General features: G+C 67.7%; 12 protein-coding genes. 5 read left to right on the forward strand and 7 right to left on the reverse strand.

All coding sequences use genetic code 11. The features are described from left to right. Nucleotides 1-474: 474 nt before the first annotated feature. Together H8R17_RS35780 and H8R17_RS35785 are read left to right on the forward strand one after the other, a co-directional pair. Nucleotides 475-1,527, forward strand: a complete 1,053-nt coding sequence (locus tag H8R17_RS35780) for a hypothetical protein (protein WP_187827378.1) — start codon at nt 475-477, stop codon at nt 1,525-1,527. Nucleotides 1,528-1,715: 188 nt separating this feature from the next. Continuing rightward, nucleotides 1,716-1,979, forward strand: coding sequence for a hypothetical protein (locus H8R17_RS35785; protein ID WP_187827379.1), 264 nt, complete (start codon nt 1,716-1,718; stop codon nt 1,977-1,979). Between the two features lie 261 nt (nt 1,980-2,240). On the opposite strand, the gene H8R17_RS35790 is transcribed toward H8R17_RS35785, so the two are convergent. Further along, nucleotides 2,241-2,852: a hypothetical protein gene (locus H8R17_RS35790; protein WP_187827380.1), complete on the reverse strand. Its 612-nt coding sequence runs from the start codon at nt 2,850-2,852 to the stop codon at nt 2,241-2,243. Nucleotides 2,853-2,884: 32 nt separating this feature from the next. Then, the gene (locus H8R17_RS35795; protein WP_187827381.1) at nt 2,885-3,403 is read right to left on the reverse strand and encodes a hypothetical protein; all 519 of its coding nucleotides are present in this window, start codon (nt 3,401-3,403) and stop codon (nt 2,885-2,887) included. A gap of 191 nt (nt 3,404-3,594) precedes the next feature. On the opposite strand from H8R17_RS35795, the gene H8R17_RS35800 reads away from it, so the two are divergent. The 3 genes from H8R17_RS35800 to H8R17_RS35810 are packed head-to-tail and all read left to right on the forward strand — an operon-like array spanning nt 3,595 to nt 5,365. Next, nucleotides 3,595-3,921, forward strand: a complete 327-nt coding sequence (locus tag H8R17_RS35800) for a WXG100 family type VII secretion target (protein ID WP_187827382.1) — start codon at nt 3,595-3,597, stop codon at nt 3,919-3,921. A gap of 20 nt (nt 3,922-3,941) precedes the next feature. Beyond that, on the forward strand, nt 3,942-5,024 hold the full coding sequence (locus tag H8R17_RS35805; protein WP_187827383.1) for a PE-PGRS family protein: 1,083 nt from the start codon (nt 3,942-3,944) through the stop codon (nt 5,022-5,024). 11 nt (nt 5,025-5,035) lie between these two features. Beyond that, nucleotides 5,036-5,365 (forward strand): hypothetical protein, encoded by a 330-nt coding sequence (locus H8R17_RS35810; RefSeq protein WP_187827384.1) that lies wholly within the window; start codon nt 5,036-5,038, stop codon nt 5,363-5,365. A 66-nt stretch (nt 5,366-5,431) separates the two neighbouring features. On the opposite strand, the gene H8R17_RS35815 is transcribed toward H8R17_RS35810, so the two are convergent. The 5 genes from H8R17_RS35815 to H8R17_RS35835 all read right to left on the reverse strand — a co-directional run bounded on the left by H8R17_RS35815 (nt 5,432) and on the right by H8R17_RS35835 (nt 14,747). Next, nucleotides 5,432-5,947 (reverse strand): hypothetical protein, encoded by a 516-nt coding sequence (locus tag H8R17_RS35815; protein WP_262505758.1) that lies wholly within the window; start codon nt 5,945-5,947, stop codon nt 5,432-5,434. A 308-nt stretch (nt 5,948-6,255) separates the two neighbouring features. Continuing rightward, nucleotides 6,256-8,223, reverse strand: a complete 1,968-nt coding sequence (locus H8R17_RS35820) for an ATP-binding protein (protein WP_187827386.1) — start codon at nt 8,221-8,223, stop codon at nt 6,256-6,258. Between the two features lie 81 nt (nt 8,224-8,304). Continuing rightward, complete coding sequence (locus H8R17_RS35825) at nt 8,305-8,631, reverse strand: hypothetical protein (protein WP_187827387.1); 327 nt, start codon at nt 8,629-8,631, stop codon at nt 8,305-8,307. A 34-nt stretch (nt 8,632-8,665) separates the two neighbouring features. Further along, nucleotides 8,666-9,517, reverse strand: a complete 852-nt coding sequence (locus H8R17_RS35830) for an immunity 49 family protein (RefSeq protein ID WP_187827388.1) — start codon at nt 9,515-9,517, stop codon at nt 8,666-8,668. After that, nucleotides 9,498-14,747, reverse strand: coding sequence for a toxin glutamine deamidase domain-containing protein (locus tag H8R17_RS35835; RefSeq protein ID WP_187827389.1), 5,250 nt, complete (start codon nt 14,745-14,747; stop codon nt 9,498-9,500). The genes H8R17_RS35830 and H8R17_RS35835 overlap by 20 nt, the downstream gene beginning before the upstream one ends. Between the last annotated feature and the right edge of the window lie 154 nt (nt 14,748-14,901).

Genomic DNA, 14,901 nt, shown 5'->3' on the forward strand with positions numbered 1-14,901 from the left:
AGCTGAATCATCGCAGGTCGGAAGCACCCTTCCTCCATGAAGTGACTGGCTGTCACTGAAGCTCCTGGTGCCGTGAATTCGTGAGGTCGGATGAACAGATCGGACGGAACGGGAACAGGTGCCAAGAAGGACGGCGGGCTGCGCACGCTCAGACCGGCCATCCTCCTGGGCAAGGTGGTGGCCTGGGTGGCGTGCCTCCTGATGACGGTGCTCCTCGGGTGCTGGCTCTTTATGGTGAAGTCGACACTGCGTGACGCTCTGGTGCTGGGCTGCGCGGTCGTACTCGCTGTTCTTGCCCTCTCGGCATGGGCGTTGCGACGCTCGTCGGGCAACCCCGACCCCGCGTTGGTCTATCGCGCCCTGGCCGACCACGCATCGGCCACAGGAGAGAGCGGACCCAGGGCGCTTCCCGTGAGGCTGCGAGGCGCCTCCGCTCTGGTGAACGGACCGGCTCTGTCCTTGTACGGCGGAGTCATGGCGGTGATCCTCCCGCTTGCCCTTGGGGTGGGTGCTCCCACGCCCACGGGAAAGGCAGCGGAGATCGCCTCTTCGGGCGCCGTTGTGCGGGCGTTGCCGGTCGAGTCGGTGCGGGATGTCGTCGAGGACCGGCACAAGAACGGCAGCACGTACTACTGCACAGTGACGGTGAGATTGCCTCCGGCCGACGGAGCCGGAAGCGGGAAGCGCGTCGACTTCCGATCGGAGTGGCCAAAGCCCGCGGTGGTCGCCGGGAACGTCTACGTCGCCTACGCTCCCGACCGGCCCGAACTGGGTGCCGTGGGCGACAACGACAGGGCTGATGTCGACCGTCAACTCTCCGGGCGTGCCATGAACAACTGGTGGACCTGGATTCTGGCTTCGGCATGGATGTTCCTCGCCGCGGCCTTTTGCTACGGCCATCTCACGACCCGTAGGGACCAGCGATTTCCTCGGCAGTTGCGCGGTGACGAACATGTGCTGCGGGCGAGCATTTCCGGGTACGACGGTCATGGGGCGGACAAGCAACGCATCTGCCTGGACACTTCCATGGGCCCCGTGCAGCTCCATGTCCATGCGAACAATGCCAGGTACGTGGACACGGCGGGAGGTGCGGAAGGACATCTGGTCTGGGTGCCGGACCGCAACCGGCACGGAGGCCGGAAGGGGCCGCACCGTACGGGCGCGGTCTTCATCAGCGATGCCGGCTGGTTCATCCCGGGCGGGCTCGCCCCGGAGTATGAGGAATCCGCGCGTGCGAGGGCTGATCACCAGGCTCCTGTCGGATCGACAGGCGAGAGCCGGTTGCTCGACCTCAACGGCGGTTGGATCCTCAGCATCCCGAACCGGCTGATGAACGTCCTCCTGCTCTGGACGCTCTGCGTCGTGGCGCTCGCGCTTCCCGTTCCCTCGGCGGCTTGGCGCCTGGCCGTCGGAATCGCCGGCACGGTCAGTCTTCTGGTGTATGGCCTGTACGTAGCCGTGAGCCAGGACACGGCGGCGCAGAGGCAGTCGGGCAGCAGCCAGGGTGCCATCGGGTCTGCTCCGTAACGTCGCGCATCGGCCCTGCTTGAGAGGCCCCTTTGCTCAAGCAGGGCCGGTAGTCCGCGTCCCGAGAAGCCTCGTCGCATGACGAGCCCGGAGTTCGGTTAGCTGTATCTGCAACCTGGATGACATCGTCGACCCCGTGCCCCAGGCGCAAACTCTCGTGGGCGTCCGTGGCCACGTCTACTGGCGACGTGGGTCTCGCGGCGGTGGGCCTCCCCACGCGGCTTGATCGCCTGGTACGCGAGGACCGCGAGGACGATGACGCAGAGTGCGACCTGCCAGAGCTCGCCCACGACGAACCCGACTCGCTGAATCGTGTCCGGAGCGATCCCCTGCCGCGCGTCGAACTCGATGCCGTGCGGATAGTCGCGCCCGGTGTCCTCGAGATGAAGCACGACCCTCCGTCCGCCCCAACTGCTGCCGCATCCATCGACCGCGAGGGCATAGAAAGCTGAGCTGCGAATAACACTGACGCGAGAGGCCTACTTCAAAGGTGCTACCCCGTACGGTGTCCCGGTTCGGCCGGAGTTCCGGGTCTATCCCGAAGTGTGGCTACGGCATCGTGCTCTGCCGCCCTCACAACGGTCCCGCAGATGCGCCTGTGCGCGGTCCGCGGGCTTCTCCGGTCACCCAATGAAAGCGCGAGTCCAGGAAAAGAGTTGGCGAGTACATCGGGCTGGCGCCACTGCCTTCCCTGGCCTCGCGTCGAGGCATCCTCACGCGAACAGCATCACCAAGAGGCTGATCACGAAGCCGATCACGCCCACCGCGATCAGTACGTAGACGGCGCCGAGCAGGCCCTGGCTCGCTGCCTGCTTGGAGCGGCGGACATCGGAGGCTCCGCCGAAGGCGAAGCCGGTTGCGGTGCCGAAGAGGCCGAGGGCGAGGGGGATCAGGGCACCGAACCACCACACGCAGCCGACCGCGATCGCGCCGACCCAGCCGTGGTCCTGCTGGTAGGAGGTGTCGCCGGTCTTGAGGGCCTCGATGACGTCGCCGCGTTGGTACAGGGCATCGCTTCTGAGTTCGGCGTTGAGGTCCTTGGTGGTGCCGTTGGTGGCGGTGAAGGTGCCGTAGCACCACTTGGTCTTGGTCCGCTTCCGTGAACTGCTCGACGTGCTCGAGCGGTACTTGTAGTCGACGGTGCAGGTCTCGACGGTGAGCTTGCCCGGTGTGGATGTGGCGTAGGAGTAAGGGCCGAGGTAGGCGCCGAGGGCCAGGAGGACCAGGCCCACGAGGATGAGGCCGGCGCCGATGAGGCGGCCGAGGCCCGCACGTTCTCCTGGTGCGGCGGCGTTCGGTTCGGCGTTCCCGTGTACTTGTGCCATGGGGGTGACTCCTCAGAGTGCGGGTACGGATATCACAGGACGAATGCGCAGACGAGCGCTGCCAGGACGCCCAGGGTGAAGAGGCCGCCCAGGAGAGGGCCGGTGACGGTGGGGGCCGGCAGGGACTTCCAGGAGGCTGCGAAGCCGGGGCCGTTGCGGGATCCGAAGCCGGTGAGAAGGCAGTAGACGCCGAATGCCAGCAAGGAGAGGCAGAGCGCGAGGATCGAGGCGTCGTCTCCGGGGTCCCGGTCCTGTGGCTGCTCAAAAGTGCCGTCCACTTGCACAACGGGGATTTTCGTCCCGGATTCAAAACGCGATGAAGTGCCCACCACCACGTCCTGGTAAGTGCTCCCGCCGCCTTGCGCGGTCCAGCCTCCGGTGCAGCTGAACTGGAGCTCTGTCGAACGTCGATGCGTGCCGTAGTGGGTCTTCGTGTGTGTTGCGCATGAAGAAATGGTGAGGGTTCCCTTGGTGCCCTCACCCGCGAGTTCACTGCGCAGTTCCGGAGTGGTCACCGCGGCGACAGCCGCGGCCGCGAGGAGCAGTCCCAAACCGAGGAGTCTTCCCGCCCACAGGCTGCCTGTACCGCCGTAACGCGGCTGTGCTGTCACCACTTTTGGGTGTCCCTTTGGATTACTTGACGATCTCTTGACGAATGGACTTACTGGGTGGTGCGCGAGGAGTCTAAGCTATCGGCTGTCGTGCAATATGACGTACCGTAAGGGGAGTTCGGGGGAGCGCGATGACGTTCGACACCTTTAATGTGGACACGGCCGTGCTCCGGCAGCAGGGACAGAGATTCGCTGCCCTCGGTGGTGATTTCGCGAGCGCCTCCAAGCGACTTCAGAGCGCCCTTGAAGGGATCGGGGAGCCGTGGGCGGACGCGGATTTCGGGGAGATCTTCGGTCATGTCTATACGCCGATTCGCGACGGAATCTTCACGTCGATGGACAGCCTTGGGGAACGGCTTGAGGGGATCGGGCACAACCTGCAGGACAACGCACGTAATTACGACGCGTCGGATGCGTCGAACAGCGGCCTGCTAAACGGGATCTCCGGCCAACTCTAAGCGAATTCGGGGCTATTGGCATGTCGCTCACACTGCCCAGCGAGCTCGTCTGGGTGCTCGACCTCCTCGGCTACACCTGGCCCGAGGCCGACGAAGAAGCACTGCACCAAGTGGCCGAGACCTGGCGGGCTTTCGGCAAGGAACTCGAAGAGATCCAGGCGCAGGGCGAAGGTTTCGCCCGCACCGTCGTCTCCAGCAGCTTCGGCTCGGCCATCGAAGGCTTCAGCAAGGACTGGGGCGCCTACACGGGCGCGAACGGCGAGGACCGCTATATCCCGGACGCGAGGACCGCGTGCGAAGTGATCGCCTTCGCCTTCGACGCTGCCGCGGTGGCCGTCCTCACGGCGAAACTGGCCGTGATCGCGCAACTCGTCGCTCTGGCAATCGAGATCATCGCGGCGCAGGCGGCGGCTCCCTTCACCTTCGGGCTGTCCGAGATCGGCGGGCTGGGCGCGACCCAGGCCACGCGGTTGATCGTCCGGGAGCTGCTCGACCGGCTCAAGAAGGAGGTTATGGAGGCGATCACCAAGGCCATGGAGCACGCCACCATGGACGCCGTCAAGAAGATGGCCAAGAAGGTCGTCAAGGAGCAGGTCAAGCAGATCGTCCAGGAGCGAGTGGTCGACGCCGCCAAGGACAAGGCCCGCGAGGCAGCCATCGGGATGGTGCAGAACATCGGCCAGCAAAGCATCGAGACCTATTTCGACGCGCGGTCCGGCATTGACCTCGGAGAGACGGCGGGCGTCGCCAAGACGGCGGCCGGCGACTATGTGGACGGCCTCAAGAACGAGGTCACCGCGGGCGAGGGATCGGCACTCGCCGGCTACTCGGACCCGACCACGTACGTGGACACCGCGAAGGAGGCCGTCACCGGGGCGGTCGGGGATCGCGCGCAGCAGGGTGTCGACGCGCTGGCCGGGCATGCTGCCGACACCACGCAGGCGTCCGACGTGGCTGCGGCCACTGCTCCCGCGGCGGGCTCCGGTTCCTCCGACACCACGCAGGCCTCCAGCAGAGCCGCAGCCACTGCCTCCTCGGCGCCCTCTGGTTCTGCCAGCTCCTCGGGGAGCGCGCATGACTGGGCGCGAAACGAGTTCGGCTGACACCGTCGCAGTTGTTCACCGAACTCACCGCCCTCGCCGCCGAAAGGAAGGACGTGCCGGGACCCATGATGACCGGGGACCAGGAGATCCAGGACGAGGTACTCCTGGGGATCGCCCATGACCCCGAGCAGCCCCTGCGACTGCGCCGCTCCCTGCGTACCATCGCCCACACGACATCCCTCGACCCGAACCTGCGCGACATGGCACGTGCGGTGCTGAGCGGGCGCGGCGACGTCAAGGACGCCTTCCAGAATCCGCGCTACACCGAGGCCGTATACCAGCGGATTTACGAGATCCACCGGGCGGCGGACGACCAGACGTACGCGAGGCATGCCGACTGACGGGCTGGGTTCGACTACCGACAGGGCACCAGGCGGTGGAAGCCCGGCACGACACCTGATGGGAAGTCAGGCCCGACGGCGGCTCTTACCGATGAGGTAGGCGAGGCCCCAAGCGGCTGCCGCGGCGATCAGCAGGGCGAGTGGGGAGAACCAGTCGACTCCGCCGTCGATCTCGTTGTTCCACCAGGCTCTGGCCGGGAGGAAGGGGTCGGACTCCATCATGTCCCCGATGGCGCTGGGCGATTGGCTTTCGGCGAGGATGAGCGGGACGGAGTTGGTGAAGCCGAAGAAAGCGCCGAGCGCGGCGATGACGGCCCCACCGATGTGAGCGCCACTGCTGCGGTGCCCCACCAGGCCGACCAGGCAGCCGACTATCGCTCCGTTGACCAGCGCGTGGACCAGGTAGAGGGTGTGGGACGCGGTGAGCGACTGGTCCTTGTACGTGGCCAGGACGAGACCGTTGTAGAGCAGCGAGACGATGACCGACACGAAGAATCCGAGGAAGACCGCGCCCACCGGATGACCACTTGCGTTCGGCTGCTGCCCGAAGGGGGGCGCCTGGAAGGGCGGCGCGAAGTGCATGGGATACATCGGTTGCACCGGCGGCTGCCCAGGAACAGGCGGCGTTCCCGGGTACATCGGGGGCTGGCCGGGGGCGGGTGGCGGGCCGGCTTGCATCGGGGCCTGCCCGGGGGCGGGTGGCGGGCCGACCTGCATCGGGGGCTGCCCAGGAGCGGGCGGCGGTCCGAACCCTGGTGGCTGCTGTCTTGGGGCGGGCTGGGTGTACGGGTTGTAGGCGTTCTGTGGTGGCTGTGACGGCTGCGGTGGCGGTTGGAACGGCGGCTGGCTCATTGATTCCCCACGGAGCGAACTGGCAGGGCAGCAAGCTATCAGTGAGATACAGGAGGGGCCGTCGGAGCCGGAGCGGGTCTCGGGCGGATGCGGAGGGCCTTGGACCCGCGCTCGGTGGCGACGAGGAGGACGCCGTCGGGGGAGAGGTCGGCGGCGGTGAAGGGCATGTCGGAGATCAACGCGGCCACGATCTCCTGACTTGTCCGGTCCCAGACACGGATGTAGTCGGCACCGCGGCTCAGCCCCAGCGGGGCGGCGGCCCGCTCCTCCTCGGAAGGGCGCAGGATCTGCGTCGGGCCGGGGGCGGTGTCGGTCTCGCCGAGGTCATCCGGCCGTACGAGGGCGTGGATGAGCACTGCCGAACGGCCCGTCTCGTTCTCCTCGACCGTCTCTCCCACCGGGTGGGCACCGGGTGTGCCCGCAGGTACGACGAGAACGGCGACGGAAATGGCCGGCCCCGCCGGACGCGGCAGGCTGCCGACGGTCACGCCGCTGATGCCGGGGACGGGCAGGCTCCACAGGGTCCGCCACGGCAGTTCCAGGCCGAGCCGGTGGGTGGCGTCGGCGTACTCGGGCAGGCCGTCCTCGACGAACGCGGTCTCCAGCAGGGCGGCGCGCAGCACGGTGGGCGCCTGGGTGCGGGTCAGCAGGGGCGCCGTGCGGAGGTACGTACGGGCCGGTGCGCCGAGTTCCTCAGTCGGTACGGCCTCGATGGCGGCTCGCAGCGGCACCGGGTCGGCGTGTACGAACAGCGCAGGATCCGTGAGGAGTTGTGGCAGCAGGCCCGCTTCCAGGGTGTGGCCCGCGATGTGGTTGCGTACGTACGGGTCGGCCTTGCCCCAGTCCTGCTCCGGCACGGCCTCCAGCAACGCCATCGCGATCTGCGTCTGGGCGGCGCGGACGCTGGGCAGGCCGGCGCGTATCTCGTCGCCGATGGCCGGGTGGAGCAACTGGAGGAGCGTATGCGTGCTGCCGGCCTCGTCCGGCTGGAGCGACTTGACGAACGGCCCGGTCAGCGCACCGCTGCCCGCGATGACTCCGCTCATGTCCTTGCCCGCAAGGGCGTTGACGAGCCGCGCCCAGATGTCGACGGGCAGACCGTCGCCCTCCGCGAGGGCCAAGGGGGCCAGCAGTTGACGCAGGGTCTGCGGGTCCGCTCCGAGGCGACGGGCATGCAGATCGAGTGCCTGGCCGATGGACGAGGGCAGGAAGGCCTCGTCGTGCGGGGCGACGGTGCCCGGACTCGTCAGGATGCTCTGCACGGCGAGTTCCACGACGAGCGGACTGTTCCCGGCTTGGCCTCCGACCGCCTCAGCGAGAGACTGTCTCGCCGCCGGGTCGGTGGTGAACGGCATGTCCGGCGCGCCGAGTCGCGGATTGAGCAGCGCCTCGGCCTGCAGCACCAGGCCGTCAGGGTCCGCCCACTGCGGCTCGTCGAGGTCGATGACCTGCACGGTGCCGGCAGGGAGGCCGCCTGCGAACTCCTCCGCGAGCCGACGAGGCATCTCGGTGAGCAGGTGGACCGACTCGAGGGCGGCAAGAGGCTTGAGTACCTCTCGTGTGAGCCGGGCCGGTTCGCCCGCGGTACGTACCGGTCCGGCCCGATCGACGTCCGGCACGACCACGGTGACGGGGCGCGCGAGGGTGGCCAGCTCGATGAACACGTCCGCTACGTCGTCTGCCTCCAGGCCGAAATGATCGGCGAGAAGCCGGACGACCTGGGCCGCGGTCATCCCGGCCGCCCCCGGCACGGCGGGCGCGGGCAGCTCGGGCGGCACGGTCGACGGGTCGAGGTCGTCCACGGGGAGCCGCTTGCGGTACTCCGGGTCGCAGAGCATCAGGAACCCGGTGATCAGATGCGATCGACCGCTGCCCGGGTTTCCCGTCAGGACCAGGACGCGCGGAGTACCGGGCCACTCCGTCCGCCAGGAGGCGAGGGCACGCAGCACTGCCGTGCGGCCGCCTGTGTAGGGGTGCGGTGCGTAGCGTTCAGTTGCGCCGGGCATGGGTGTCAGTCCTGGTCGGAGTGAGGGGGCGGTCGTGGGAGCGGTGCTGCGGGGCCGGCCCGGGTGGGCTCGCCCGGCACGTCACGTGTTACGCGAGAGGTTCTTCCGGTACAGGGCGATGGCCTGCTCGGTCGGGTAGTTGGGGACGGTGACCGTTTCGCCGGTTTCCTTCGACACCACGATCTTTGCTCCGCCGGGCGGAGCGGGCTGCGGTCGGCCGGCGGCGTCGGTGCGGGGCGGGAAGACCGCGTACACCAGGTAGCCGATGTCGAACTCGTGGACGTTCAGTTCGGCGGGGGTGCCATCGGGGAGTTTGGGCTGGGCATAACGCGCGCGGACGATCTCGACGGCTTGGTCCGGGGTCGTGGGCGGGCCTTGTGGTGCTGGGGCGGGGATGTCGGGAGCCATGGACTTCCTTCTGCTGCCTGGGGTGCGGGGTTGGTCAGGTGGGGAATTCGTTGACCCAGGCGCCTTCGAGGAGGTGCTTGGGGAGGTATTCGGATTCGACGGTGATGGTGAAGCCGGCCTGAACGGCGAGGCAGCAGACGCCCAGTGGGCCCAGAGCTACGAGGCCTTCGGTGTCGAGTGCGCGGTCCTCGTCGTGGGTCCAGTAGTCCTTGTGCCACTCCAGGGCTTTGGCCAGTTCGGTGTTGAACTTGTCCTGGTCGCCGCGTGCGAGCTGGGTCAGGAGGTTCATCGGGGGATACATGATTTGGAGGACGCCGTCGCGTGGGGCGTGCCGCAGGGCGGCGGGGTCGGTTCCCTCCACCGCGGCCACGAGCTTGTCGCCGAGTTTGGGGCGCTTGAGCCAGTAGGCCTGCAGTGCTTCCACCCAGTTGTAGATGTATTCGTCGAGGAGTCCGTCGGCTTGCCGAAGGCGTGAGGCGGGGAATTGGCAGAGTTCGGTCATGCGTTTTTTCTCGCGGCAGATGCAGGCGAGCCAGAAGGCGTTGAGCCAGTTGCCGGCGTGGGCGCGGGGCAGGGCGCCGGCGCGGATGGTGTGCATCTTGTGACCGATGCGGTACTCGATGCTGCCGGTCGTGGCCTGGGCTGAGGCGAAGAGGGCGGAGCCGACCTGCATGGCGGTGACGCAGGCTTCCCACGTCTCCAGCTTGTCGGCTTCCGGGTCCAGTGTGCAGCGCAGGCCGAAGAGCTTGATGGCATCGGCCAGAACGTTCGAGAACCACGAGGGTTCGGTGCGCAGGTCTTCGACGTCCTCCCAGAAGTCCTCGGTGTGGGATTCGAGGATTTTCGGGATGTTTCGCGTCGGGGACTCATGTCGTGGAATCCGCATCGCTTTCCTTCTCCGCTTCCGTTCTGATGTCGAACTGTTTCATTTCGTAGCCCTGATGCTCGCCCCCGGCGGAGTTTCCCTTGACGAGTATGTACTTGACTCGCGATGGGTTCGCGTTCAAAGCCTTCCTGAGGTCGCGTGCCAGCCGCCGCTCTGCCTGGGCGGCTTCCAGCTCGGTATCGGTCTTGGCGTTCTTCTCGTTCGCGAGTGCGCGCTTCTCCATCTCATGCAAGATCGTCTCAAAGTACGGGCGCGTCCCCTGCCGGACCTTCGGCACGCCAGGGGTCGGCTCGTCCTGGCCCGCCTCGTCCTCGTTCTGCGCACCCTCATCATGCCCCTGGCCGGGATCGCCCGATGAGACGGCCTGGCCCGAACCTTGCTCCGACGGGATACCTCGTCGTTGGCCGAGTTCGGCGGTCGTGGAGCCCTTGGCCTCCACGACGACGAACTCGGGTGGGTTCTTGCTCGGATCCATCCAGATCTGGTCGAACCGGTTGTTGCCCATGGCCCGATCGTCGACGCGGTTGTGGTCCTCGAAATGCTGGGGCATCACGTGGAACTCGGCTACGGCCTCACCGTAGTCCTCGCTTGCCCGCGTCATCTTTCCGTGGAGGGGGCTGTGTTTCGCGTCGGCTTCCTGGAACCTCTTCAGATTCTCGGGAGTTTTGTTCGCCTCGTAGGCTTCCTTCGCCGCTTGCCGGTCCAGGTGCGGCTGCCGGTCCGCGTTGATGGCGTCCTGGCGGGCCTTGGCGTACTTGTCGAGCAGCTCCAAGTTCTTCTCGGAGATCTTCTCTTCGCGGTCACCCTTGTGCTCGCCCTCGTCGATGTACGACTCGGGATCGGCGTCCGGGGCATCGTTGGCCAGCATCCAGGGAGTGTCGGGATCGCCGGTGGGATGCAATTGGGGGACAGGACGGCCGTCCTCGGCAGGGGCTGTCACGCTCCGGCGGTAGCCGCTCTTCGGGTGGTAGTACTTCTCGAACCAGGCCTTGTCCTTCGGATCCTTTGAATTGGCGCGCGCGAGCATGTCCAGATCACGCTGCCGACGGCTTTCCACGTCGTCGTTCGAAGAATTGCCTGCCGGATCTGCCGGACCGGAGGGCCGCTCGGGACTCGTCGGCTGGGATGGCTGCTGCGTGTTCTCGGCCGCGATGTCGCCGTACAGCGGCTTCTTTCCGTTGATGGAGTCCTTGACGTAATTGGCCGCGTCGGCGTTCTTGCCGTCCGGCAGGCTCTCGCGCCTGGGGACCGCGGAGTCCTCGTTCATGTCGCTCGGGTGGTCGCGATGGTCGTCCATCGGCGACTGATGCGGTACTTCGGGCCGTGTCCCGTCCGAGGTCTCGGACCGGTTCTTGTGCGGCGTCTCCGAGCGGGGATCATCGGCATGATCAGTGCGTGTCTCGTCCGGCTGCTGTGTGGTGTTCGGGCGCTGGCTGTCGGGGCGCTCGTCGGTCTCCGGCCTCTTCTGCGTGGGGGTGTCCCGATGCGGGGCCGACGTGCGCGGGTCCGACGTGCGCGGGTCCGAAGCACGAGGGTCCGACGTGCGCGGGTCCGAAGCACGAGGATCGGACGTACGCGGGTCCATGGTGCGGGGGTCCGCGGTGCGTGGGTCGGTGGCCCGAGGGTCCGTGCTCTGCTGGTGCGGGATGGATGTACGCGGGTCCGAGGGCGTGGCGTTCTGCTGAGGTGTGTCCCGGTTGGGCGTGGGGTCGTTCGCCGTGTCCGTCGCAGTACGGGTGTCGGTGGACAGCTGCCGGTGTTCCGAGGAGGAGTCGGGGCGCGTCGCCTCGTCCGGACGTGACTGCTGGTCCGGGGTTCTCGGTGTCCCCGGGGACGGCTCACGGCCATCGGCCGTGCCATCCGGCTTGGATGTGCTCGGATCGGCCGTCGACGGCTGCGTGGGGTCCGCGTTGTTCGATGCGTCTGAGGACGGCGGGGCTGTCGGCTTGGGGGAGTCGGTTGCCGCGTCGGTGCTGTCGCCCTGCGTGAGGGTGTCGTCCGAGGTGTCGTTCTGCGGGTTCTGGTTGTTCTCCGGCTGACCGTGGTTCTCGGAGTTCTCCTGCTGGGAGGCGTCGCCATTCTGGTCCTGCGCCTCGTCGTTCTGGCTCTTGGAGTCCTCGGTGTCCTTGTCGTCGGGCTTGCTGGTGTCGATGGGGTTGCGGTCGGCGTCCAGCGGGATGTGCCAGACATGCTTGGCCTTGTCGATGTGGAGGGGCTTGTCGCTGACCTCTCCGCTCTGGGTGTCGATCCAGACGATCTTGCCGTTGTGGTTGACGACGTTGAAGGCGTGGCCGCCTCCGCCGGGCCAGTCGACTTGGACGATGGCCGCTGAGCCGGGTCCTGCTTGCTGGAGAGTGGAGGCGATGTTGCCGGCGGTGTCGGGGTCGTTGCCGGGGCCGGCGTAGGTGTGGGCGGCGCCGGTCCAGCGGATCTGGTTGTCGTTCGCGTTGTCCTCGGGGGTGAACGGGTTGTGCTTGCCGTTTTCGTCGAGGTCGACGGTTCGCGGGGCTGAGACCTGAGGGTTTCCGTACCAGGTCTCCAGGAAGGAGCGGGAGCAGTCGGCGCAGTTGTTGCTGCGTCCCGGGACCGTGTTGCCGCCGTCGTTCTGGAGTTGTGCCCAGGGGCCGAAGGGGTCGGGGAAGCGCTCCGGTGTGCCGTCTTCGTTGTGCGGGACCGCGTCGACCAGTGCCTGCTGGTCGGAGGGGTCAGGTTCGGACAGGCCTCCGGGAGAGTGGTCCAGGTCGGCGCGGATGTCATCCAGGCTGTCCTGCTGGGGCTGGTCCTTGGGCGTGCCGGAGTTGTCGGCCTCGGGCGAGCCAGGCGGCTGCGGCGTGGCAGAGGCCGCGTGCGACGGTGATCCGGAGGTACTCGGGGTGGTGATGACGGTGTGTATCGGGACCGCCGTCACCTGCTGCCGTTGCTGCTGCTGTGAGTCGGGCGGTGTGTTGTCCGGCTTGTGGGACTGTGCGGCCGGCTGCTGCGGAGCGTTGGGGGTGTTCGGCGTGGAGCCCGCGGGCTGGTGGGGTGGCCTGGTGGGGGAGGAGCCGGTGCTCGGGTGGTTCGGAGTGCCGGGCGTGCCCTGAGTGGTGGGGTTGGTGGTGGGGCCGGGCTGGGTGGACGAGTTCGGGGTACCGCTGTTCGGCGTCGACGTGCGCTCGGATCCGCCGCCGGTCGACGTGGAGGGCGTCGCCGTGGGAGTGCTGGTGGACGGCGATGCGGTCCTGTGGGGAGACGACTGGGCGGGGTTCTGGCTCGGGGTGGTCGTACTCGGGTTCTGGCCCGGGGTGTGGGTACGGGTGCCGCCGGTCGGGTCCGTGGTGTTGCGGGGCGTGGTGCCGTCGTTCGGGGTTGTGGACCTGGGGTTGCTGCGGGGCGGCGTGCGATCGCCCGGCGTCGTACCGGGGTGGTTGCGGGGCGTGCTTCCGTCTCCCGGAGTCGTGCTTCCGGGAGTGCGCTGGGCCGGTGTTCGGGCGTCCGGCGTGCCGGGAGAGCGGCCGTCCGCTGTGCCAGGGGTGCGGCCGTCCGCCGTACCCGGTATTCGCCCGTCCGGCGTCGAGGCAGGGGTACTCCGGGGCGTCGTCGGAGACGTCGGGCTCGGAGTGGAGGCAGGTCCCGTTCCCGTGGAAGAGGGCGTACCAGGCGTACCCGGCGTACCGGCGGAAGGATGCCTCGCCGCAGCCGAGTTGGGGGTCGGGCTGGTCGGGCCGGCGGCCGAGGACGTACCAGCGGATGCGCCCGAACCGTGGTGCGAGCCGCCCAGACCACCCGCGGTAGAAGGAGCCACAGGCGACGTCGGTACGCCCGAGCCGCCATCCGCACGGCCCCCCGTGCCCGCAGGGGAAGGGTCGCTCGTCGTCGGAATGGGCGCCGCGTTGGACTGCGTGGGGACGCTGGCTGCCAGGCCGTCGATCTGGGTGCCGATCGTGCCGCCCCCTGGCGAGGACGACGTACCGCCGGACGATGCGGACGCGGGCGCGGACTGCGGAGACGGCGACGACAGGCCGGATACGGAGGAACCGCCGCCGGTGTGGGAAGGGCCGGACGTGTTCGGCGTGCCGGACGAACCGTTTGAGTCCGGGGTGTTGGGCGACGCTCCGCCGGGCGTGGGGTCGTCGAAGTCCGACAGGGACGGGCCTGACTGAGACGGCGTCGGCCTCGAAAACGGCGAGTCCGAGGAGGACGGACTCTGCCCGGAGCCGGAACCCCAGTCGGGGCCCGCACCCACATCCGGTGCGCCGATGTCGGTGCCGCCGGTGTCGGCGGATATCCCGCTGCCTATGTTCGTACCCGGGCCGGTACCGGTGTTCGTACGCGTCGAGTTGGCGGAGTCCGACCCCGACGAGCTGGAGTCGGAGGAGTTGGAACTCCCCGAGTCGGACTCACCGCTGCCGTCGCCGCTGCCACTGCTCCCGTCGACACCGTCCCCGCTGTTGCTGCCCGGCGTACCCGACGACCCGTCGTACCCGTCGATACGGCTGTCGATCGCGTGATGGAACCGGTTACCGGCCTTCTGGCCGAGGCTGTCGCGCACCCCCTCGGCCAGGGTCTGCGGGGTCTGCCTGAGGGCCTCCAGACCCGCCGTGCCACCGGCCTTGATGGTGGCGCCGACGTCGTAGCCCTCCTGGGCGCCGAAGCCGACGTTCACCGTCTGCCGGACGAGGTCGGTGATGATCGCCTCGATCGCGGAGATCGCGGGCTCTTTCATCGCCTCGACGATCGCCTCCATCAACGCCTGTTTGAGCTCGTCGAGGAGACGGCGCACGATCAGCCGGGTCACCTGGGTGGCGCCGAGGCCGGCGACCTCGGACAGGCCGAAGGTGAAGGGGGCGGCGGCATGGGCGGCCAGGATCTCGATGGCCAGGGCGATCAGCTGGGCGATCACCGCCCACTTGGCGAACTCGACGAGGTAGGCGCAGGCCTCCATCACGTTCGCGATGATGAAGGCGGCCTGGGCGGCGTTGGCGAGGTAGCCGTCGGAGCCGCCTCCGCCGTCGAACTTGGCGTAGGTCTTGGTGAACGCGTCGATCGACTCACCGGCGTTGTGGGCGGTCACCATGCGGGCGCTGGTGTTCGCCGCGGTGTGCAGCTCGGTGACGTCCTCGCCGAACTGCCGCCACAGGGCGGCTGAGTCTCTGAGCTTGTCCTCATCCGCCGTGGGCCAGTTGTAGCCCAGCATCTGGAGAACCCATTCGAGTTCGTCCGGCAGCATCATCGACACAGCAGCAAGCACCCCCGTCAGACACCACGGCCGTACAACTCCCTCATTCGTCAAGGGAAAACACACAGGAGTACAGCCGTCCGCAAAGTTTACGGAGTTACCTGTCGGCAACTTGAGGAGATTGCTGTCACAAATCTGTTGCAGGTGGGCGCTGTTGTAACGAGCA

It is taken from the genome of Streptomyces sp. TRM68367 (genome assembly GCF_014495685.1).
Lineage (GTDB): Bacteria > Actinomycetota > Actinomycetes > Streptomycetales > Streptomycetaceae > Streptomyces.